This window comes from Stenotrophomonas sp. YJH_SMC_105-26, from assembly GCF_059368915.1.
Map to the genome: position 1 here is coordinate 57,119 of NZ_JCAFSD010000004.1, position 21,845 is coordinate 78,963.

Annotated in this window: 22 protein-coding genes; 19 read left to right on the forward strand and 3 right to left on the reverse strand. The window is 63.6% G+C overall.

Translation table 11 applies throughout. The features are described 5' to 3' along the window. Nucleotides 1-83: 83 nt before the first annotated feature. The 3 genes from yidC to rpmH are packed head-to-tail and all read right to left on the reverse strand — an operon-like array spanning nt 84 to nt 2,439. Complete coding sequence (gene yidC / locus AC5P7F_RS11810; RefSeq protein WP_014648955.1) at nt 84-1,799, reverse strand: membrane protein insertase YidC; 1,716 nt, start codon at nt 1,797-1,799, stop codon at nt 84-86. Then, entirely contained in the window at nt 1,799-2,293 is a 495-nt protein-coding gene (rnpA, locus tag AC5P7F_RS11815; protein ID WP_080053031.1) for a ribonuclease P protein component, read from the reverse strand. The genes yidC and rnpA overlap by 1 nt, the downstream gene beginning before the upstream one ends. A 5-nt stretch (nt 2,294-2,298) precedes the next feature. Further along, nucleotides 2,299-2,439: a 50S ribosomal protein L34 gene (gene rpmH / locus AC5P7F_RS11820; RefSeq protein WP_005411729.1), complete on the reverse strand. Its 141-nt coding sequence runs from the start codon at nt 2,437-2,439 to the stop codon at nt 2,299-2,301. 255 nt (nt 2,440-2,694) lie between these two features. On the opposite strand from rpmH, the gene dnaA reads away from it, so the two are divergent. From dnaA to AC5P7F_RS11915, 19 genes are all read left to right on the forward strand, one after another. Further along, a complete protein-coding gene (gene dnaA, locus AC5P7F_RS11825; protein WP_014645405.1) occupies nt 2,695-4,026 on the forward strand; it encodes a chromosomal replication initiator protein DnaA in 1,332 nt (443 codons plus the stop codon). 275 nt (nt 4,027-4,301) lie between these two features. Then, nucleotides 4,302-5,402, forward strand: a complete 1,101-nt coding sequence (dnaN, locus tag AC5P7F_RS11830; protein WP_005411731.1) for a DNA polymerase III subunit beta — start codon at nt 4,302-4,304, stop codon at nt 5,400-5,402. 992 nt (nt 5,403-6,394) lie between these two features. Further along, on the forward strand, nt 6,395-7,489 hold the full coding sequence (recF, locus tag AC5P7F_RS11835; RefSeq protein WP_014645406.1) for a DNA replication/repair protein RecF: 1,095 nt from the start codon (nt 6,395-6,397) through the stop codon (nt 7,487-7,489). Between the two features lie 112 nt (nt 7,490-7,601). Continuing rightward, nucleotides 7,602-10,061 carry a DNA topoisomerase (ATP-hydrolyzing) subunit B gene (gene gyrB / locus AC5P7F_RS11840; RefSeq protein ID WP_014645407.1) on the forward strand — a complete coding sequence of 820 codons (2,460 nt, stop codon included), beginning with the start codon at nt 7,602-7,604 and terminating at the stop codon, nt 10,059-10,061. Nucleotides 10,062-10,128: 67 nt separating this feature from the next. Then, nucleotides 10,129-10,977, forward strand: a complete 849-nt coding sequence (locus AC5P7F_RS11845; protein ID WP_046433405.1) for a CPBP family intramembrane glutamic endopeptidase — start codon at nt 10,129-10,131, stop codon at nt 10,975-10,977. Nucleotides 10,978-11,048: 71 nt separating this feature from the next. Then, a complete protein-coding gene (locus AC5P7F_RS11850; protein ID WP_014645409.1) occupies nt 11,049-11,855 on the forward strand; it encodes a M48 family metallopeptidase in 807 nt (268 codons plus the stop codon). A 132-nt stretch (nt 11,856-11,987) separates the two neighbouring features. Continuing rightward, a complete protein-coding gene (locus AC5P7F_RS11855; protein WP_014035419.1) occupies nt 11,988-13,181 on the forward strand; it encodes a tetratricopeptide repeat protein in 1,194 nt (397 codons plus the stop codon). Nucleotides 13,182-13,324: 143 nt separating this feature from the next. After that, complete coding sequence (locus tag AC5P7F_RS11860; protein ID WP_049408447.1) at nt 13,325-13,993, forward strand: energy transducer TonB; 669 nt, start codon at nt 13,325-13,327, stop codon at nt 13,991-13,993. A 94-nt stretch (nt 13,994-14,087) separates the two neighbouring features. Further along, entirely contained in the window at nt 14,088-14,849 is a 762-nt protein-coding gene (gene exbB / locus AC5P7F_RS11865) for a TonB-system energizer ExbB (protein WP_005411738.1), read from the forward strand. A gap of 61 nt (nt 14,850-14,910) precedes the next feature. Beyond that, on the forward strand, nt 14,911-15,336 hold the full coding sequence (locus AC5P7F_RS11870; RefSeq protein ID WP_005421196.1) for an ExbD/TolR family protein: 426 nt from the start codon (nt 14,911-14,913) through the stop codon (nt 15,334-15,336). Between the two features lie 3 nt (nt 15,337-15,339). Further along, on the forward strand, nt 15,340-15,753 hold the full coding sequence (locus AC5P7F_RS11875) for an ExbD/TolR family protein (RefSeq protein WP_005411740.1): 414 nt from the start codon (nt 15,340-15,342) through the stop codon (nt 15,751-15,753). A gap of 173 nt (nt 15,754-15,926) precedes the next feature. Beyond that, nucleotides 15,927-17,387, forward strand: a complete 1,461-nt coding sequence (cls, locus tag AC5P7F_RS11880; RefSeq protein WP_014645411.1) for a cardiolipin synthase — start codon at nt 15,927-15,929, stop codon at nt 17,385-17,387. Nucleotides 17,388-17,427: 40 nt separating this feature from the next. After that, on the forward strand, nt 17,428-17,697 hold the full coding sequence (locus tag AC5P7F_RS11885) for a hypothetical protein (RefSeq protein WP_014645412.1): 270 nt from the start codon (nt 17,428-17,430) through the stop codon (nt 17,695-17,697). A 9-nt stretch (nt 17,698-17,706) separates the two neighbouring features. Next, on the forward strand, nt 17,707-18,450 hold the full coding sequence (locus AC5P7F_RS11890; protein WP_014645413.1) for a pyridoxine 5'-phosphate synthase: 744 nt from the start codon (nt 17,707-17,709) through the stop codon (nt 18,448-18,450). Nucleotides 18,451-18,592: 142 nt separating this feature from the next. Then, a complete protein-coding gene (locus AC5P7F_RS11895; RefSeq protein ID WP_164077268.1) occupies nt 18,593-19,684 on the forward strand; it encodes a PA0069 family radical SAM protein in 1,092 nt (363 codons plus the stop codon). Between the two features lie 57 nt (nt 19,685-19,741). After that, the gene (locus tag AC5P7F_RS11900; RefSeq protein WP_239510495.1) at nt 19,742-20,347 is read left to right on the forward strand and encodes a hypothetical protein; all 606 of its coding nucleotides are present in this window, start codon (nt 19,742-19,744) and stop codon (nt 20,345-20,347) included. 67 nt (nt 20,348-20,414) lie between these two features. Further along, on the forward strand, nt 20,415-20,597 hold the full coding sequence (locus tag AC5P7F_RS11905) for a hypothetical protein (RefSeq protein ID WP_041863994.1): 183 nt from the start codon (nt 20,415-20,417) through the stop codon (nt 20,595-20,597). Nucleotides 20,598-20,888: 291 nt separating this feature from the next. Further along, entirely contained in the window at nt 20,889-21,092 is a 204-nt protein-coding gene (locus AC5P7F_RS11910; protein WP_046427592.1) for a hypothetical protein, read from the forward strand. A gap of 207 nt (nt 21,093-21,299) precedes the next feature. Further along, a complete protein-coding gene (locus AC5P7F_RS11915; protein ID WP_197639793.1) occupies nt 21,300-21,818 on the forward strand; it encodes a hypothetical protein in 519 nt (172 codons plus the stop codon). Nucleotides 21,819-21,845 lie beyond the last annotated feature (27 nt).

Consider the following 21,845-nt stretch of genomic DNA (forward strand, 5'->3'; position numbering starts at 1 on the left):
GGCGATTCTACCGCCGCATGCGAAAAGCCCGCCTTGCGGCGGGCTTTTGCTGGGGTCAGCCGGCCAGCGGCCGGCTCTACCGATTACTTCTTCTTGACCGGGGCCGGAGCGGTGGTGGCCGCAACCGGCTCGCCGCCATGGCGCTTGGTCATCCACCACTGCTGCAGCAGGCCCAGGCCACCGTTGACCACCCAGTACAGGACCAGGCCGGACGGCATGAAGGCCATCATGACGCCGAACACCAGCGGCATGAACTGCATCATCTTCTGCTGCATCGGGTCCATGCCCGGTGCCGGGGTCAGCTTCTGGGTGAACCACATCACTGCCACGTTGATGACCGGCAGGATGAAGTACGGGTCGCGTGCGGTCAGGTCCTGGATCCAGCCGAACCAGGGCGCCTGGCGCAGTTCGACCGATTCCACCAGCACCCAGTACAGGGCGAAGAAGATCGGCATCTGGATGAGGATCGGCAGGCAGCCGCCCATCGGATTGATCTTTTCCTTCTTGTACAGCTCCATCATCGCGGTCTGGAACTTCTGGCGGTCATCGCCATAGCGTTCCTTCAGCTGCGCGATGCGCGGCTGGAAGCGGCGCATCTTGGCACCGCTCTTGTACTGGGTCGCCGACAGCGGGTACAGCACCAGCTTCAGCAGCACCACCAGGCCGACGATCGCCCAGCCCCAGTTGCCGACCAGCTTGTGCACCTGGTTCAGCACCCAGAACAGGCCCTGGCCGATCACCGCCATCATCGAGAAGCGGCTGTAGTCGACCACGCGGTCCAGGCCCGGCACGTCTTCCTTGGCGATCAGGTTGACCAGCTTCGGGCCGACCCACAGGCGGGCCTCGGTGCTGGTGGACTGGCCCGGGGCCACGGTGAAGGCCGGGCCACGCGCTTCAATCAGGTCACGACCGGCCACCTGCGACAGCACGTAGTGCGCGGTCTGGTCCTTCTGCGGGATCCAGGCGGTGAAGAAGTGATGCTGCAGCATCGCCAGCCAGCCGCCGGTGATGTTCTGGTTCAGTGCGCCGTCGTCCAGGTAATCCTTGAACGCACGACGCTGGTACTTCTTGTCGTTGTCGTACCAGGTGGCGCCGTTGAAGCTGAACGAATCCGGGTTGGTCATGCTCCGCGACAGGATGGTCGGGGTGCGGTCCAGGGTGCGGTAGACGTAGCCGTTCCACGGTGCGGCGCCGGCATTGCTGACTTCGTCCTTGAAGCGCACGGCGTACTCGTTGCGCGAGACGGTCAGGGTGCGCTTGATGGTCACGCCGTTGTCGGCGGTCCACACGAACGGGATCTGCAGTTCGTTCTGGCCCTTGGCCAGCACGAAGTCCTTGGTATCACCGACCAGCTTGAAGCCGTCAGCGCCGGGAACCGGGGTGTTCTTGTCTTCGCTGGCCCAGCCACTGATCGCGCTGTACGGATGCGCGGGGTCTTCGGTCAGCAGGCGAACCGGCGGGCTGCCTTCGTCCTTGGTCTGCGGGAACTGCAGCAGCTCGGCATCGAGCACACGGCCGCCGTCCAGCACCAGGCGCAGCACGTCGGTGGTGACGGTCACGCGCTGGCTGGCCGGGGTGGCGCTGGCCTGGGCCTGCACAGCGGCCTGGCCCGGCGCACCCGGGACCTGAGCGCTGGGGATGCTGCCCGGGGTCGCGCCCGGAACACTCTGTGCAGCAGCCGGGGCCGACGTGGTCGTCGGTGCCGGGGTCGGAGCAGCCTTTTCACGGCTCCACTCCATCCACAGCAGCACGGCCACCATCAGCCAGGCAAAAATGAGGAATACGCGGGTCTGGTTCATCAGCGGACAGGCTCGGCGGGGCCGGGACGCGATGCCGGCTCGGTCAAAGAAGGAGTTGCGATGCCATCAGGCGGCGGCATTGTGCCGTCCACGCCCGGCGCGGGCAATGCACGCAGGCGACGCAGCAGGCGCAGGAAGGCCTGGCGGATCTCGTCGTTGCTGGCGGAACGCGCAGCACTACGCGCCACGACGACGAAGTCGCCTGGCTGGATTTCGGTACGTGTCTGACGCAGGATGTCGCGCAGGACGCGCTTGATCCGGTTACGCCCCACGGCGTTCGGATCAACCTTGCGGGAAACCGCCAGACCCAGCCTGGCCGGCCGGTCAGCCGGCAGCCAGTGCAGGGTCATCAGCGGATCGGACACACGGCGGGCGCCGTTGAAGACCGTTGAATATTCGGCACGCGTGCGAACCCGCGCAGAGCGAGGGAATCGCTTGCGCGGGTCTGCAGTATTCACTGTCGAAGGGATTGCGTCTGCCGCGGGGTGCGGCATGGCAATCAGGCGCTCAGGACTTTGCGGCCCTTGGCGCGGCGACGCGACAGGATCTTGCGGCCGTCAGCGGTCTTCATACGGGCACGGAAGCCGTGGTCGCGCTTACGCTTGAGGTTGCTGGGCTGGTAGGTGCGCTTCGTGGCCATTGGGGGCCTCTCGTATGAATGGGACGGAAAGAACCGGAAATTCTAGAGAGGTACCCTACCCCGCGTCAACCCCTGGCAGCTACGCGAATTCACCGGGCTGTGCAATAGCTGTGGATGTTTTTGTGAATAAGTAGGGGACAAGCATTCCGAAGGCGGGCGCTCGGTGGTAGTCTGAGCCATCCATTTCCCCCCTTTCCGGCCTGTGTTTGGGCGCCTTGTCGCGTCCATGCCCCGGCCACCGGACGATTATTGCTGATGGATGCCTGGTCCCGTAGTCTCGAGCGCCTCGAAGCGGAGTTCCCGCCGGAAGACGTTCATACCTGGTTGAAGCCGCTGCAGGCCGATCTGCGCGTGGACAGCCTGGTGCTGTATGCACCGAATGCCTTCATCGTCGACCAGGTTCGCGAGCTGTACCTGGCCCGGATCCGCGAGCTGCTGGCGCATTTCGCTGGTTTCAGCGACGTTTTTCTTGAAATCGGCTCGCGCCCGCGCCCTGTGGAGGCGCAGAACGCGCCGGTTTCCACGCCGTCGGCGCATGTGTCCAGCGAACCGCAGGTGCCCTTCGCCGGCAATCTGGACAGCCACTACACGTTCGCCAACTTCGTCGAAGGCCGCAGCAACCAGCTGGGCCTGGCCGCCGCCTTCCAGGCAGCGCAGAAGCCGGGCGACCGGGCGCACAACCCGCTGCTGCTGTACGGAGGCACGGGCCTGGGCAAGACCCACCTGATGTTCGCCGCCGGCAACGCCATGCGCCAGGCCAATCCAGGTGCAAAGGTGTTGTACCTGCGTTCGGAACAGTTCTTCAGCGCGATGATCCGGGCCCTGCAGGAAAAGACCATGGATCAGTTCAAGCGCCAGTTCCAGCAGGTGGATGCGCTGCTGATCGATGACATCCAGTTCTTCGCCGGCAAGGACCGCACCCAGGAAGAGTTCTTCCACACCTTCAACGCGTTGTTCGATGGCAAGCAGCAGATCATCCTGACCTGCGACCGCTATCCGCGCGAAGTCGAGGGCCTGGAAGCGCGCCTGAAGTCGCGGCTTGCCTGGGGCCTGTCGGTCGCGATCGAACCGCCGGACTTCGAGACCCGCGCCGCGATCGTGCTGGCCAAGGCGCGCGAACGCGGTGCCGAGATTCCCGATGATGTTGCGTTCCTGATCGCCAAGAAGATGCGCTCCAACGTGCGCGACCTCGAGGGCGCGCTGAATACCCTGACCGCCCGCGCCAACTTCACCGGCCGCGCGATCACCACCGAATTCGCCCAGGAAACCCTGCGCGACCTGCTGCGCGCCCAGCAGCAGGCGATCAGCATTCCCAACATCCAGAAAACCGTTGCCGACTACTACGGCCTGCAGATCAAGGATCTGCTGTCGAAGCGTCGGACCCGCTCGCTGGCCCGTCCCCGCCAGGTCGCCATGGCCCTGACCAAGGAACTGACCGAGCACAGCCTGCCCGAGATCGGCGACGCCTTTGCCGGTCGCGATCACACCACGGTGCTGCATGCCTGCCGCCAGATCCGGACCCTGATGGAGACCGACGGCAAGCTCCGCGAGGACTGGGACAAGCTGATCCGGAAGCTGAGCGAATGATGCACGGATGCCGATGAGGCGTCATCGCACAAAACGGTGCAGAATCCGGTAGCAAGCGCGGGACACGTTGTGGATAAAAATGCCGTTTGAAATCGCGCCAGATTTATCCACAGCTTTCCCCACCCCTTGGGGGTCGGTAATGCAGAGGGTTTCGAGGTCTGAAATACCTTTAATTACAAAGACTTAGCATTGTTTTCCAGCGATTCTGTCTCTACCAGCACCACCAAGCTTTTGATTTATTCCACATTTTTTAAAGCATAGGGGCACGGAACCACATGCGTTTCACACTGCAGCGCGAAGCCTTTCTCAAGCCGTTGGCACAGGTCGTCAACGTGGTCGAACGCCGCCAGACCCTTCCGGTTCTGGCCAATTTCCTGGTCCAGGTGCAGAACGGCCAGCTGTCGCTGACCGGTACCGACCTGGAAGTGGAGATGGTGTCGCGGATCGCGGTTGAAGATGCCCAGGACGGCGAAACCACCATTCCCGCCCGCAAGCTGTTCGAGATCATCCGCGCCCTGCCCGACGGCAGCCGGATCACCGTCTCGCAGACCGGAGACAAGATCACCGTGCAGGCCGGTCGCAGCCGTTTCACCCTGGCCACGCTGCCTTCGAACGACTTCCCGTCGGTGGATGAAGTGGAAGCCACCGAGCGCGTGGCCATCGGCGAGGCGACCCTGAAGGAGCTGATCGAGCGCACCGCGTTCGCGATGGCCCAGCAGGACGTGCGCTACTACCTCAACGGCCTGCTGTTCGACCTGCGCGGCGATGCCCTGCGTACCGTTGCCACCGACGGCCACCGCCTGGCGCTGTGTGAAACCGATCTGGCCAAGCCCAGCGGGTCCAAGCGCCAGATCATCGTGCCGCGCAAGGGTGTGACCGAACTGCAGCGACTGCTGGAAAGCGGCGATCGCGAGATCGAGCTGGAAGTCGGCCGCAGCCACGTGCGCGTCAAGCGCGACGATGTCACCTTTACCTCGAAGCTGATCGACGGCCGCTTCCCGGACTACGAAGCGGTGATTCCGATCGGTGCCGACCGTGAAGTGAAGGTTGATCGCGAAGCGCTGCGCGCCTCGCTTCAGCGCGCCGCGATCCTGTCCAACGAGAAGTACCGCGGCATCCGCGTGGAAGTCTCGCCGGGCAACCTGAAGATCAGCGCGCACAACCCGGAACAGGAAGAAGCCCAGGAAGAGATCGAAGCCGATACCACGGTCAGCGACTTGGCCATTGGCTTCAACGTGAACTACCTGCTGGATGCCCTCTCCGCCCTGCGCGATGAGGAAGTCATCATCCAGCTGCGCGATTCCAACTCCTCGGCGCTTGTACGTGAGTCCAGCAGCGAGAAGTCGCGCCACGTGGTGATGCCGCTGCGTCTCTGACAGCTGCTGTTCCACGTGGAACCGAACGACGCCCGGGATCTTCCCGGGCGTTTTTTTTTGCAGGTTCCACGTGGAGCATCGAGAAGACGCAGTTCTCCGGACGACGTCACTTCCGTCGATGGGCTCGGTTGAAATCCGTTGCCTTTCCGGGATGTTCGTCTCGATCGTTGAAAACAGGATCGCTGGATCGTAGCAATGACGAGTCGCGATTGATCGAAAGTCCAGGTGCAGGATCCGATACTCGTCGCCTGTCCCCAGATCTGGCCTGACAGGGACCGATGATCCTGCATCGCGGCGCGATGGACTTCCCTCTGCAAACGCCGCTGTCCACAGGGAAGATTCGATGCAGATTGGGGCAAGCCTAGCTTCTAAATCTGGGTATAAATCTAAAGCATGGTGGTGATGGTAGAGCCAGATCTCGTGGAAAAACACCTTATCTGACTGATTTAAAAGAAATTTATGCACCTGAAACCCCCTGTATATCGGCCTCCCAGCCTGGGGGGGAACCTGTGGATAGTTTCGAAGGCATGGCAAAAGGACTTTTTTATCCACAGATTGCCCATACCTTGTGTATAAGTCATACAGGGCAGCTGTGGACAGCGTGGAACGATCGGTCTGAATTCTTTGAAATCTGTGGAACCGCCCAGGGCATGGGATCGTAGATTTCAAGGAATCTGCAGGTTCATCCGCTGGTACTCGTCGGCGACGAGGCAAGCGCTGTCCACGGCATCGCCTGAAATCGGCGAAATCCAAGGCTCACACCCCCGCTACCCTTCGCAGAATCGAAGGATTTCCGGGCTTGCCGAGACCCGCATCTGCTGGGATGAGGAAACAGCGCCACGTGGAACCAGCGGTCAGGGCGCAGGCAGACCTGCGGTAACTGCTCCATAGCTGGCCGGATAGCTGGCCGGGCACGTCCGGCTTGACCGATGCAGTAAGCTGATGAATTCCCTGCCCCTCTGCCGCCCCGTGCGGATGGTCTTTCGCGCCCCATGCTTATCCGCCGCCTCGCCCTGCACCAACTGCGTCGCTTCAATGCGGTGGAGCTGTCGCCCCAGCCGGGATTGAACCTGCTGACCGGCGACAACGGTGCCGGCAAGACCAGCGTGCTCGAGGCCCTGCACCTGATGGCCTATGGGCGCAGCTTCCGTGGTCGTGTCCGCGATGGATTGGTGCGCCAGGGCCAGGAAGCGCTGGAAATCTTCGTGGAATGGGACGAACAACGTGCCAATCACCCGCCGCACCGCCGAAAGGCCGGCCTTCGGCACAGTGGTCAGGATTGGAAGGGGCGCCTGGACGGCGAAGACGTGGCCCAGCTCGGCAATCTGTGCGCAGCGCTTGCGGTAGTCACATTCGAGCCAGGCAGCCATGCGTTGGTCAGCGGTGGTGGTGAACCCCGCCGCCGATTCCTCGATTGGGGCTTGTTCCACGTGGAACCTGATTTCCTGTCCCTGTGGCGCCGGTATTCGCGGGCACTGAAACAGCGCAATGCCCTGCTCAAGCAAGGTGGCCCGTCGCGGATGCTGGATACCTGGGATCACGAACTGGCTGAAGCCGGCGAACCGTTGACCAGCCGTCGGCAGCACTACCTGGAGCGTCTGCAGCAGCGCACCGTGGCGCTGGCTTCCAGCCTGGCCCCGCAGCTCGGCATCCAGGCACTGGAACTCAGCCCGGGCTGGCGTCGGCACGAGCTCCCTCTGGCCGATGCGCTGCTTCTGGCCCGGGAACGTGACCGCCAGGCCGGATACACCTCGGTCGGTCCGCACCGGGCAGACTGGAGCGTGGATTTCCACAGCATTCCGGGTCGCGATGCGCTGTCCCGCGGCCAGGCCAAGCTGACGGCATTGGCCTGCCTGCTGGCGCAGGCCGAGGACTACGCGGAACAGCGCGGCGAATGGCCGGTGATCGCATTGGACGATCTGGGCTCGGAGCTGGATCGCACCCACCAGGCGCGGGTTCTGCAGCGCCTGCTCGGTGGGCCGGCGCAGATCTTCATCACCGCCACCGAAACGCCGGCGGCGCTGCAGGAACTGACCCACATCGCCCGGTTCCACGTGGAACATGCACAGATCGTGGCTGTGCCATAGTGGGCACACCAGGGCCGCTCGACCCCGGCTGGTATAATTCGGGTTGAAATCCTTTCATTCTCGGCGCATCGCTCCAAGCGGTGGCCGACCTGCGGAGCCTACGGCAAGCGCAATGAGCGACGAACAGAACACCCCGGCAAACAACGGCAATTACGACGCCAACAGCATCACCGCCCTGGAAGGCCTGGAGGCTGTCCGCAAGCGACCCGGCATGTACATCGGTGACGTGCATGACGGCACCGGTCTGCACCACATGGTGTTCGAGGTTGTCGACAACTCGATCGACGAAGCGCTGGCCGGCCACGCCGATCACGTTGCAGTGACGATCCACGCCGATGGCTCGGTTTCGGTATCCGACAACGGTCGCGGCATTCCGACCGGCAAGCACGAGCAGATGAGCGCCAAGCTCGGTCGCGAAGTGTCGGCTGCCGAAGTGGTGATGACCGTCCTGCACGCAGGCGGCAAGTTCGACGACAACAGCTACAAGGTGTCCGGCGGCCTGCACGGCGTCGGCGTCAGCGTGGTCAACGCGCTGTCGCAGAAGCTGCTGGTGGACGTGTTCCAGAACGGCTTCCACTACCAGCAGGAATTCAGCAACGGCGCCGCCGTGACCGCGCTGGCCAAGCTGGAAACCACCACCAAGCGCGGCACCACCGTGCGCTTCTGGCCGTCGACGGTCGCCTTCCACGACAACGTGGAATTCCACTACGACATCCTGGCTCGCCGCCTGCGCGAGCTGTCGTTCCTGAACTCCGGCGTCAAGATCGTCCTTGCCGACGAACGTGGCGATGGCCGCCGTGATGACTTCCACTACGAAGGCGGCATCCGCAGCTTCGTGGAGCATCTGGCCCAGCTGAAGACCCCGCTGCACCCGAACGTCATCTCGGTCACCGGCGAGCACAACGGCATCGTCGTGGATGTGGCGTTGCAGTGGACCGACTCCTACCAGGAGACGATGTACTGCTTCACCAACAACATTCCGCAGAAGGACGGCGGCACCCACCTTGCCGGCTTCCGCGGTGCGCTGACCCGTGTGCTCAACAACTACATCGAGCAGAACGGCATCGCCAAGCAGGCCAAGATCAACCTGACCGGCGATGACATGCGCGAAGGCATGATCGCGGTGCTGTCGGTGAAGGTGCCGGACCCGAGCTTCTCCAGCCAGACCAAGGAAAAGCTGGTCAGCTCCGACGTGCGCCCGGCGGTGGAAAACGCCTTCGGCGCGCGCCTGGAAGAGTTCCTGCAGGAAAACCCGAACGAAGCCAAGGCGATCGCCGGCAAGATCGTCGACGCTGCGCGTGCACGCGAAGCGGCGCGCAAGGCCCGCGACCTGACGCGCCGCAAGGGCGCGCTGGATATCGCCGGCCTGCCGGGGAAGCTGGCCGACTGCCAGGAAAAGGACCCGGCGCTGTCCGAACTGTTCATCGTCGAGGGTGACTCGGCAGGTGGCTCGGCCAAGCAGGGCCGCAACCGCAAGAACCAGGCGGTGCTGCCGCTGCGCGGCAAGATCCTCAACGTGGAACGCGCACGCTTCGACCGCATGCTGTCCTCCGACCAGGTGGGTACGCTGATCACGGCCTTGGGCACCGGCATCGGCCGTGACGAGTACAACCCGGACAAGCTGCGGTACCACAAGATCATCATCATGACCGACGCCGACGTCGACGGCGCCCACATCCGCACCCTGCTGCTGACCTTCTTCTACCGTCAGATGCCGGAGCTGATCGAGCGCGGTTACGTCTACATCGGCCTGCCGCCGCTGTACAAGATCAAGCAGGGCAAGCAGGAGCTGTACCTGAAGGACGACCCGGCGCTGGACAGTTACCTGGCCAGCAGTGCGGTGGAAAACGCCGCGCTGGTGCCGGCCACCGGCGAACCGGGCATCGAAGGCCTGGCGCTGGAAAAGCTGCTGCTGGCCTATGCCGCCGCGCTCGATTCCATCGAACGCAATGCCCACCGCTATGACCGCAACCTGCTCGAAGCGCTGGTCGATTTCGTGCCGATGGACATGGACAGCCTGCGCAATGCGGGCGAAGGCGAAGGCCTGGATGCGCTGGCCAAGCGCCTCAACCAGGGCAGCCTGGGCAGCCCGCGTTTCAGCCTGGAACTGCAGGAGGCCAACGAGGAGCGCCCCGCCGCCGTGCTGGTGACCCGTCGCCACATGGGCGAGGAGCACATCCAGGTGCTGCCGCTGTCGGCGTTCGAAAGTGGCGAACTGCGCGCGATCCACCAGGCCTCCAAGCTGCTGCACGGGCTGGTGCGCGAAGGTGCAACGATTTCCCGCGGCGCCAAGTCGATCGAAGTCGACAGCTTCGCGAAGGCGCAGAACTGGCTGCTCGAGGAGGCCAAGCGCGGCCGCCAGATCCAGCGATTCAAGGGTCTGGGTGAAATGAATCCGGAGCAGTTGTGGGATACCACGGTGAACCCGGAGACCCGTCGCCTGCTGCAGGTGCGCATCGAGGATGCGGTCGCTGCCGACCAGATCTTCAGCACCCTGATGGGCGATGTGGTCGAACCGCGTCGTGACTTCATCGAAGACAATGCGCTGAAGGTCGCCAACCTGGATATCTGACACAATCGGGACCTGGCCGGTGCGCGGGGAGCTGCACCGGCCTTCGTCCCTTGAACGCAGGTACCTGATGTCCGCATCCGCCCCGGTCTCCGCCGCTCCGCCTCCGGTTCCGCCGCCGTCTACCCCGCCGCGCGCCGTGGCACCGTTGGCAGGTTTCTTCATCGACCTGGGCATCGCCGCCGTCACCCTGGTCGGCCTGAGCATGGTCACCGGACTGTTCTGGGGCTTCTACCGTGCGATCGTGGTCAGCCGCGCCAACGTCGCGGCCAATGGCGGTGCACTCACACCTGACAGCGCCGGCGCGGCAGTGGGCCAGCCCGGGGCCCTGGCCCAGATCCTGATGGCCCTGATCGCCACCGGTGGTGCCGCGCTGCTGCTGTACTTCTGGCGGCGCCCGGCGAACGCCGGCGAACGCCTGGCCTCGCGACAGGCGCTGCAGCGTCCTTCCACCTGGGGCTGGACCCTGCTGGTGGCCACGCTGATCGTGGTTGGCAGCAACGGCGTCGCCTTCCTTTCCAAGCAGTTCGGCATCGAGCCGGTGCCGACCAACGTGGAACTGATGCAGAGCGCGATCGCGCGCTTCCCGTTGTTCCTGGTGCTGTTTGCGGTCGTCCTCGCCCCCGCCTACGAAGAGCTGCTGTTCCGTCGTGTCCTGTTCGGGCGCCTGTGGCAGGCCGGCCGCCCCTGGCTGGGCCTCATCCTCAGCAGCCTGGCGTTCGCCCTGGTCCATGAAGTGCCCGGTGTCAGCAAGAACTCGCTGCTGGGCATGGCGCAGCTGTGGCTGGTCTACGGCGGCATGGGTGCCGCCTTCTGCTGGCTGTACCGCCGCACCGGCACCCTGTGGGCGGCGATCACGGCGCATGCGCTGAACAACGCGGTGGCGCTCGCCGCAATGGTGTTCCTGGGGTCAACGTAACGCCGTGCCCGCTTGACGAAAGATTAAGCAGGTACGCTACACACTGCGCACATGAACACGGGGGCGGACCCATGAAACAACTGCTGCTGGCTCTAGTCATCACCACCGTGGTCAGTGCCTGTGCGACCACCACCTCGCCAACCGGAAGACGGCAGATGGTGGGCGGCGTATCGCAGGCACAGCTTGACCAGCTCGGCGCGCAGGCGTTTGCCGAGACCAAGCAGAAAGAGAAGATCAGCACCGATGGCCGCCAGAACGGCTACGTGCAGTGCGTGGTCAACGCGTTGGTCGCGCAGTTGCCGCCTCAGTACCGTGGCGTACGGTGGGAGACCGCCGTGTTCGTCGACAAGGAACCGAACGCCTTTGCCCTGCCCGGCGGAAAAGTGGGCGTGAACACCGGCATTTTCACCGTCGCCAAGAACCAGGACCAGTTGGCTGCCGTGATCGGCCATGAGATCGGCCATGTCATCGCGCGTCACCACGAAGAACGCATCACCCGGCAGATGGGCGCGCAGACCGGCCTGGCCGTGCTGGGCGCGCTGGCCGGTGCCGCCTATGGCGATGGCGCCGCCAGCACGGTCAACCAGCTGGGTGGGATGGGCGCGCAGGCGGCCTTCCTGCTGCCGGGTTCGCGCACGCAGGAAAGCGAGGCAGACGTGATTGGCCAGCGGCTGATGGCGCAGGCTGGATTCAACCCGGCCCAGGCCGTGGACCTGTGGCAGAACATGATGGCCGCCAGCGGCGGTCGCAGCCCGCAATGGCTGTCCACCCACCCCGATCCGGCCAACCGGATCCAGGAGCTGCGACGTGATGCACCGGGCCTGACGCCGGTCTACCAGCAGGCGCAGGCGGCCGGGCTGCGGCCAAAGTGCGGATGAGTGCGCAGTTCTATGCTGTATTGCAGCACATAAAACGATTTCTCACGCCATCTGTTTCTGATACGTTTGGCGGCTCAGATTTTTCTGACAGTCCGACTTTGCCGCTATCCGGCGGTTCGATCGAGGTGAACGATGATTTTCCGTAACCACAAAGCTGTGCTTTCCGTCCTCGTCGCGACCGCCCTGACCGGCGCCGTGGTCACCGATGCCTTTGCGCAGTCCTCGCGTTCCTCCGACCGTGGCAGCCGCGGCGGTAGCAGCAAGCAGGCCAAGGCCGAACCGCTGTACCCGAATGCGACCCGCCAGGAGCCGACCGCCAAGGCCTCGGCCAAGATGGGCAGCAAGCTGCAGAAAATGATCGACAGCTACAACAAGGAAAAGTTCCCGGAGACGCGCGAACAGGCTGACGCGATCCTGGCCGACAGCGCTTCCAACGAGTACGACAAGTCGCTGGCCGCGCAGCTGGCCTCGCAGGCCGCCTACCAGACCGACGACGTGCCGGGCGCCATCGCGTATCTGAAGCAGGTGATCCAGTTCAACGGCCTGGACAACAACGGCCACTTCCAGTCGATGCTGATGCTGGGCCAGCTGCAGCTGCAGGAAGACAAGACCGCCGAAGGCCTGGCCACCCTGGACAAGTACTTCGCAGAGAGCAAGTCGACCAAGCCGGAAGAGCTGATCGCCAAGGGCCAGGCGCTGTACCAGCTGGAGCGCTACCAGGAAGCGATCCCGGTGCTGAAGCAGGCCATCGCCGGCGCCGCCGAGCCGAAGGACAACTGGAACCAGCTGCTGATGGCGGCCCTGTCCGAAGCCGGCCAGACCGGTGAGGCCGTGCAGGCCGCAGAAGCGCTGGCGGCCAAGAACCCGACGGACAAGAAGGCCCAGCTGAATCTGGCCAACATGTACATGCAGGCTGACCAGATGCCGAAGGCCGCCGCGGTGATGGACAAGCTGCGCAGCAGCGGCCAGCTCACCGAAGAGCGCGAGTACAAGCAGCTGTACTCGATCTATGCCAACACCGAGAACAAGGAAAAGGACGTCATCGCGGTCATCAACGAAGGGTTGCAGAAGGGCATCCTGAAGCCGGATTACCAGGTCTACCTGGCGCTGGCCCAGTCCTACTACTACTCCGACCAGGTGCCGCAGGCGATCGATGCGTGGCAGAAGGCTGCCCCGCTCTCCAAGGACGGTGAGACCTACCTGAACCTGGCACGCGTCCTGCATGCCGAAGGTCGCGTCCCCGAGGCCAAGCAGGCCGCCCAGCAGGCGCTGGCGAAGGGCGTGAAGAACCAGGCGGATGCCAAAAAAATCATCAACCTGAAGTAAGTAGGAATAACGCCTGAATGCCTGCTCAGTTGATGCGCAGGCGCTCAGGATTGGTATAAGCTTGGAGGTTCCTGCGGTGTCATGCACCGCTGATCAGGGATCCCGCCCCCGGGATTCCGGCCCCACTATTGAGCTCTTGGCGCATGACGGAACAACTAGTCGTTCACCGGTACGAACAACCCGATGACAAGGGGCTGAGCTGGCCTCGCATCGTCGGCATCGCGTTTGTAATTGCCCTGCATCTGGCCGCCTTCATGATGCTCCTCATTCCCGCCGTGGCTCCCAAGGCCGTCGCGGAGAAGGAGCGCAACGTCATGGTGACCATCGTCGACGCGCCGCCGCCGCCCCCACCGCCGCCGCCGCCGCCGCCGCCGCAGGATACTCCGCCACCGCCGGTGAAGAATCTGTCGCCGCCGAAGCCGTCGCCCGTACCGCCGCCGCCGCAGGCGCCGGTCGTGGACGTGCCGGAGCCGCGCCCGAACGATATCGTCACCCCGCCGTCGCCCCCGTCGCCGCCGGCTCCGCCGACCTCGATCGAGGCCAGCGTGGACATCTCGTCGAAGGCCATGAATCCGCCGCGCTATCCGCCGGCCGCCTTCCGCGCGGGTATCCAGGGCGAAGTGATCCTGATCATTGATGTCGATGCCAACGGCAACGTCACCAATGTCACGGTGGAAAAGTCCAGCCGTAACCGCGACCTGGACCGTGCTGCGATGGAAGCAGCTCGCAAGTGGCGCTTCAACGCCGCTGAATCTGGCGGTAAGAAGGCGGCAGGTCGCGTTCGCGTCCCGGTCAACTTTGCGCTGAACTGATGCGTCCGGGTGGCCCTCCGGCCACCCCCGCTCCCGGTTCGATTGTTTAGCTTAGCTACACCCTTTATCACCACACACAACAAAGGTAAGCGTCATGCTGCAGGAAATTTTCATCGCCGCTGCTGCCGGGGGCAATCCGTCCAACGCCCTGTCGCAGATGGGCTTCGAGCACCTGATCCACGAAATGACCACCAAGCCGGGTGATTTCGCGGTTTCCTGGGTCGTGCTGCTGACCCTGATCGCCATGTCGGCCATGTCCTGGTACTGGACCGTCATCAACATCTTCCGTGCCACCCGCCTGAAGAGCGCCGCTGACCGCGTCGTCAGCCTGTTCTGGGACACCCCGAACGCGCAGGACGCCATCCGTGCGATGGAAGAGCAGCCGGCTTCGGAGCCGTTCTCGAAGATCGCCCTGGACGCTGCCCAGGCCGCTGCCCACCACCAGCGCGCTGAAGGCGGTGCTACCGGCGGCGTCGGTGAGAACCTGAGCCGTTCGGAGTTCGTCGACCGCGCTCTGCGCCAGGCCGTCACCCGCGAAAGCAACAAGCTGCAGTCGGGCATGACCCTGCTGGCCACCGTCGGCGCGACCGCTCCGTTCGTCGGTCTGCTGGGTACCGTGTGGGGCATCTACGGCGCGCTGATCAAGATCGGTGCCACCGGCTCCGCTTCGATCGACGCCGTTGCCGGCCCGGTGGGTGAAGCGCTGATCATGACCGCGATCGGTCTGTTCGTCGCAATCCCGGCCGTGTTCGCCTTCAACTTCTTCAGCAAGATCAACAGCGCGACCATCAGCAAGTTCGATACCTTCGCGCACGACCTGCACGACTTCTTCGCCACCGGTTCGCGCGTCCGCTAATTGCGGCGCGCGTCACCCAGCGACGAAGTAAGTAGTCACCAAGATCTAGACGGAGCCCGTTATGGCTTTCAGTAGTGGTAACAGCGGCGGCCCCATGGCCGACATCAACGTTACGCCCCTCGTGGACGTGATGCTGGTGCTGCTGATCATCTTCATCATCACGGCGCCCCTGATGTCCCACAAGGTCAAGGTGGATCTGCCGGAAGCCAACCTGATCCAGAAGCCGGAAGATGCTGAAAAGCGTCCGAACCCGATCACGCTGGCAGTCAAGGAAGACGGCTCGATCTACTGGAACGACGAAGAAATCAACAAGCAGACTCTCGAGTCCCGCTTGGCGACCGCCGCACAGCAGACCCCGCAGCCGCCGCTGAACCTGCGTGGTGACCGCACCACCAAGATGCGCGTCATCAACGACCTGACCAAGGTCGCGCAGGAACAGGGCATGCTGGACGTCGGCTTCGTTGCGACCAAAGAAAAGGGGCAATAAGCCATGGCATTCAGTAGTGGTGGTGGCAAGGGCCCCATGGCAGACATCAACGTCACGCCCCTCGTGGACGTGATGCTGGTTCTGCTGATCATCTTCATCGTGACCGCGCCGATCATGACGTACCCGATCGCCGTGGACCTGCCGCAGCGCGTGCTCAACCCACCGCCGCAGCTGGTCGAACCGCCGCCGCCGATCGAACTGAAGATCGACGCCAGCAACCAGGTCTCGTGGAACAACAGCCCGATCAATACCAGCGAGCTGCAGCAGCGGATGGAGCAGGAGGTCCAGCGTGACCCGACCAACCAGCCGGAACTGCGCATCGACGCCAGCCCGGATTCCGAGTACGACGTGATGGCCAAGGTTCTGGCCGCCGCGAAGAATGCTCAGATGAAGAAGATCGGATTTGTGCAGCAGTAAACGCTACACCGCAATACAACAGTCATGACGCGACTGCAGACGCCCCTGGAAACAGGGGCGTTTTTTTGTGTTCTCGTCGTGGCGCACGGGTTGGGGTCAGATCCCTTTTCCTGAGGAAAGGGATCTGAGCCCATCCGACCCCATCCGGCAGCAGGCGCCGCTATGATCGGCGGATGCTCGCCCTCTTCGACTCCCTGCGCCATTGGCTCGACGGCATCGCCCACCTCGGCACGATCCTGGCGGTGGCCTACCTGCTCTACCTGTTCGCGCTGGCGGGCTGGATCATGCTGCAGAAGCGCGAGCCGGTGGCCACGCTGAGCTGGATCCTTTCGCTGGCACTGCTGCCCTACCTCGGGCTCTTCATCTACTACCTGCTGGGGCCGCAGAAGGTGAAGCGGCAACGGCTGCGTCGTGGCCGTGCACGCTCGGGCATGGAGCACTACAGCGATGTCTGCCCGCCCGATTCGGACTGCACCGAGCTGGCCAAGGTTGCCCAGGCCACCACCGGACTGGCGCCCAGCAGTGCCACCGAGGTGACCTGGCTGGTCGACGGCGCAGCCACCTATGCCGCGCTGCTCGACGCGATCGCACAGGCGCGCGACCACGTGCACCTGGAGTACTACATCTTCAACCCCGACCATGCCGGCACCGCACTGCGCGATGCCCTGGTCGAACGTGCGCAGGCCGGTGTGCAGGTGCGCCTGCTGCTGGATGCGGTGGGCTCTTCCGCCCTGCCCCGGCGCTTCCTGCAGCCACTGCTGGACGCCGGCGGCGAAGCGATCTGGTTCCATCCGCGACAGCTGCTGAAGCCGTTCAAGCGCCCGTGGCTGAACCTGCGCACCCACCGCAAGCTGGTGATCGTCGACGGTCGCCTCGCCTTCACCGGCGGCATCAACATCACTGACGAGGAAGACGAGAGCCGCAGGCCCGACGCTTACCGCGACCTGCACATGCGTATCCGCGGCCACGTGGTGCGCAGCCTGCAGCTGGTGTTCGCCGAGGACTGGCTCTATGCCAGTGGCCAGGACCACTCGCGTTTCGACATCGCCCGCCTGTGGCCGGCCGACATGCCGCTGCGTGCGGATGGATCGATCAGCGCCCAGGTGCTGGTGTCCGGGCCCGACTCGGGCTGGGAGACCATCCACCGCCTGCACGTGGCGGCGATCCAGGAAGCACACGAGCGCGTGTGGCTGGTGACGCCCTACTTCGTGCCCGGTGAAGCAGCGAGGATGGCGCTGACCTCGGCCGCGCTGGGCGGCCTGGACGTGCGCCTGCTGGTGCCGAAGATGAGCGACTCCTGGTTCGTCACCCAGGCCGCACGGTCCTACTTCGACGAACTGCTGCACGCGGGCGTGAAGATCTACGAGTACGGCCCGCGCATGCTGCATACCAAGGCGTTCATCGCCGACGACGATGTCTGCATCGTCGGCAGCGCCAACTTCGACCACCGCAGCTTCCGGCTGAACTTCGAACTGTCGATGATGATCAGCGACCGTGACCGCGTCGCTGCACTGGCCGAACTGCTGCAGGGCGAATTCGACCGTTCCACGCGGGTGCACGACCAGGCCGGCCGCTCGCTGTGGCTGCACCGCCTGCCCGAGGCCTTCGCCCGGCTGGCCTCGCCGCTGCTCTGACGCAGCGCTACACTGCGGCGATCATCCGGGGAGCCCGACTATGTACTGGTTGTACCTGCTGCTGGCGCTGGGCTGCTTTGCCTTCGCCCTGAAGACCCCGAGCGCGGGGTTGATGACCCTGTGCCTGCTGGCGGCGCTCGGCTTCCTGCTGGCCTGGGTGCGCGGCCGCTACGTGGCCCGCTTCGGTGACCTGCAGCGCGACCCGGCCACGCTGATCGATGCCGAGGAGCTGCGCCGCCTGCGCGAACAGGCCCAGGCCCGCCGCACTGATGACCACAACGACCACGACCCGTCCCCTCTTTCCAAGTAGTCCCGTTCCATGACCCAGCTCAGCGTCAACGTCAACAAGATCGCCGTCCTGCGCAATTCGCGCGGCGGCGCCGAACCGGACGTGGTGCGCGCCGCCCAGGCCTGCCTGGATGCCGGCGCGCATGGCATCACCGTGCATCCGCGGCCGGACCGCCGGCATATCACCGCCGAGGACGTGCTGGCCCTGTCCACGCTGACCCGCGCGCGTGGCGTTGAATTCAACATCGAAGGCAATCCGTTCGCGCCGCCGCGCGAGGGCTACCCGGGGCTGCTGCCGCTGTGCGAACAGACCCGTCCGGCGCAGGCCACCCTGGTCCCCGATGATGATGGCCAGATCACCTCCGACCACGGTTTCGACTTCGAACGCGATGCCGAGCGCCTGCGTCCGCTGGTGGCTGCGCTGAAGGCCATGGGGTGTCGGGTCAGCCTGTTTGTTGACGCGGGCAACCCATTGCTGGAGCAGGCAGCTGAGGTGGGGGCGGACCGCATCGAGCTGTATACCGGGCCCTATGCAGAGGCGCATGCGGCGGGCGATGCCGATGCGATGCTGGCGCTGTTCGCCACTGCTGCCCGACGAGCGCAGGCCGTCGGCCTGGGTGTCAATGCTGGCCACGACCTGTCGCAGGACAACCTGCGCGACTTCCTGGCCCATGTGCCGGAGGTGCTGGAGGTGTCGATCGGTCACGCGCTGATCGGCGAGGCACTGTATGACGGGCTGGATGCCACCGTGCGCGGGTACCTGGCGCTGCTTTGATGCATTGCAGCCGAGCGTAGGCTCGGCTCCACAAGGTCTCTGCATCAACTGTAGAGCCGAGTCCATGCTCGGCTCAGCCTCGCCCTGAACCCTTCAGGCGGCCGTCGCAGCCATTGAGACGGCCACGACGTACCCTGCCGCAATGGGTATTGCGATCAAGGGCCGAGGTTCCACGTCCCACCTTGCCGGGCGCTTTGAAGGCACCGTCAGCGAGGCGGTGGACGACGGCTGGGCGGTCGACGAAAGCGAAGAGTTCCTCGCCCCGCGCCTGCGCACCGAAGTACGCGCCGAAACCGCGCGCAGCATCATCACCCGCAACAACTCGCCCGACGTCGGCTTCAGTCAATCGGTGAATCCCTACCGCGGTTGCGAGCACGGCTGCTCGTACTGCTTCGCCCGCCCTTCGCATGCCTATCTGAACCTGTCGCCGGGGCTGGACTTCGAGACCAAGCTGTTCGCCAAGACCAATGCGCCGCAGCTGCTGCGCAAGGAACTGTCGAAACCGGGCTATGTGCCGCAGCCGATCGCACTGGGCATCAACACCGATGCGTACCAGCCGATCGAACGCAAGTTCAAGCTGACCCGCCAGCTGATTGAAGTGATGCTGGAGACCCGGCATCCGTTCTCGCTGATCACCAAGAACGCGCTGGTCGAGCGCGACATCGATCTGCTCGCGCCGCTGGCCGCGGAGAACCTGGTCAGCGTGCACTTCTCGGTGACCTCGCTGGACCCGCATCTTTCCGCGAAGCTGGAACCGCGTGCATCAGCGCCACATGCACGGCTGCGCGCGATGAAGCGCCTGCATGACGCCGGCATTCCGGTCGGTGTGATGGTGGCACCGGTGATTCCGTGGATCAACGACAGCGAGCTGGAAGCCGTGCTGGAGGCTGCGCACGGCGCAGGTGCGAGCACCGCCGGTTACGTGCTGCTGCGCCTGCCGCTGGAAGTGGCACCGCTGTTCCGCGACTGGCTGGATACGCACCATCCCGATCGCGCTGCGCACGTGATGAGCACCATCCAGCAGCTGCGCGGCGGCAAGGACTACGACAGCCAGTTCGGCACGCGTATGCGTGGCCAGGGCGTGTATGCCGATCTGTTGAACAACCGGTTCAAGCTGGCACGCAAGCGTCTGGGCTTCAATGCACAGAACAGCCATTGGCCGAAGCTGGATTGCAGCCGGTTCCAGAAGCCGCTGCCGCCGAAGAAGGAGTCGCCGCAGGGCAGTCTGTTCTAGGGCTCTGGACCGCAGCGCGATCCACCGGTAACAATCCACACCCTGCCGCATCGCCTGGTGTTGTACACGATGAAATGCAGTCACTGCTTCCGTGCCAGTGGTCTTCTTCTCTGCCTTGCGACCCTGCAAGTCCAGGCCCGCGCCCTGCACGAATGCATCGTCGTTCCGCAGGCCGCGGTCGTCACTGAAATGCCGGCTGGCCTGGACGAGTTCGAACAACGTTTGTGGACAGCAAATGCAGGTCAGGTGGTCAGCAAGGGCACCGACACCCTTCTTCTGCTTCGCCTGTTCTCGGAATCACCGGGCGTGATGGATTCCCAAGAGTTCACCAAGGTCACCGGCACCCTGTCTGGATACACTCCGTCCTCTGAAGGGATTCCGGCCGTGCTCGGCGCACGCCTGAGCAGTGGCAGCGCGGGCTTCGCGCACAAGGGAGACTACTGGTTGTCCGATTCAGCGGATATCGAACTACATCGGCCGCACAAGGGCGACAGTCGGATCGAAGTCAAAGTGACGGCTGTTGGGTGGAACAGCTATCGAAAGGAGGACCGTTCCTTCTATCTCCAGTTCACCTGTCAACTCGAGGAGATCCCCGTCGAGAAGCTCAGTGCCTGGCAAGGCGGCAACGGCAACCTCTTGAGATCCTTTGGACCTGCCAGATAATCGAGCGGATCAACCTTTACCCAATACTGGCTTATTTCGATGTATCTGGAACAATGCGATAACTGAAATGAAGATCATCCACCGGCTCGGCATCGCGTTCCTTTGGATGCTTCCACTGAACTTTCTTCTGCTGACGACTGCCAAGCTGATGTCAGGAAACGCGCTTGGGAACGAAGAACTCGTGGGCTTCGGCGTCGCCCTCTTTGGTCTGATGGCGGGAGGGATTCTCTATCGCCGCCGCCCTCGGTAGAGGTGAGTTCGTTCGACCGTGGTCCGGGTCCAGTGCTGAGAAAGCATTGACTGGAGGTCCTGGCACGGCAGCCTTGAAGAGTGGCGGAGCTCTCCTGGGGCATCACAGAGCCAAGGCAGTCAGAATCATTTCTGACTGGACGACCGCTCGCGGCGGATTCAAGGCACTGGGTACATCATCCGCGGTAAGGCGACTGTGCGAGGAACTTATGGCACCGCGAAAAAGCAGGAAAAGAGATCCAGGATTGCCAGTCGTCCAGCACTGGTTTGTGCGATCGCGATTTGGAGAGTGATGAAGATTCTACTTTGGGTACCTGTTGGTTTATTTGCTTTGCTGTCATTGAGAGCAATCGCGTTCGTCGCCTATCAAGGGCTAAATGGAACTGCCTTCGAGGAAGAGGAAATCATTGTCGCGGGGATCGGATTGGTCTGCGGCTGGATCGCCTGGGTCATGCACAAGACCTTGATCAGGCCAGGTAGGAAGCCGAGACCCTGATTCTGAGCCGGTGGTTCCGGGCGAGCTGGTCGGTGTCGACCGCCGTGGTTACGACGCGAGCGATATAAAAAATTCGCACCGTACAAGTAGATGTTTCTGGGGAGCGCGACTGTGCGAACGAGATTGTTGATTGCGCTTGTTCTAGGCTTGAGCTGCAGCGCGTGCGCGTCGCTGCTTCCTGGTAGCCATAAGATCAGCGCCTTCTACGTGTCTAACGCCAACTCTGATGTGACCGGCTGCGAAAGGTCTGACTACAGGGAAATTTCACTTGCGTGCCATCGGATTGTTGATGGCGACAATGTCGTAGTGGCATTGCGCGAGTACACAGCGACCAAGATTGAGAATGAAAGATACAGGAAGCTGACATTGATCCTTCCCCCGAATCTGGCGGAGGGCGATGTCTTCAGTTTGACGGAGGGTGATATCAGGGCGTTCTACAGCACTGGCCTTAGCCTGAGACCTGGCAGCACTGGATGCTACGGAAAGGCCGTTTCAGGCAGCGTCGAAATCCTCAGGAAATCCAATGATCTGATGCAGCTTCGCATCAACGCGCGCTCTGATCTCGATAGCCCCGCGGGCTGGAAGGACCACTGCAAGATGCGCGAGCTCAGCTATGAACTGAATGCCATCCGGAGACCGCTGGGTCAGGTGGGCGCCTGGGAAGGCGTGCACGCCCCTGGAGATTCTCTTATCAGCGAGGGCAGCCCGAGTAGCGGATTGCCTTAGGAGATAGCACCAACTGCCCGCACGACA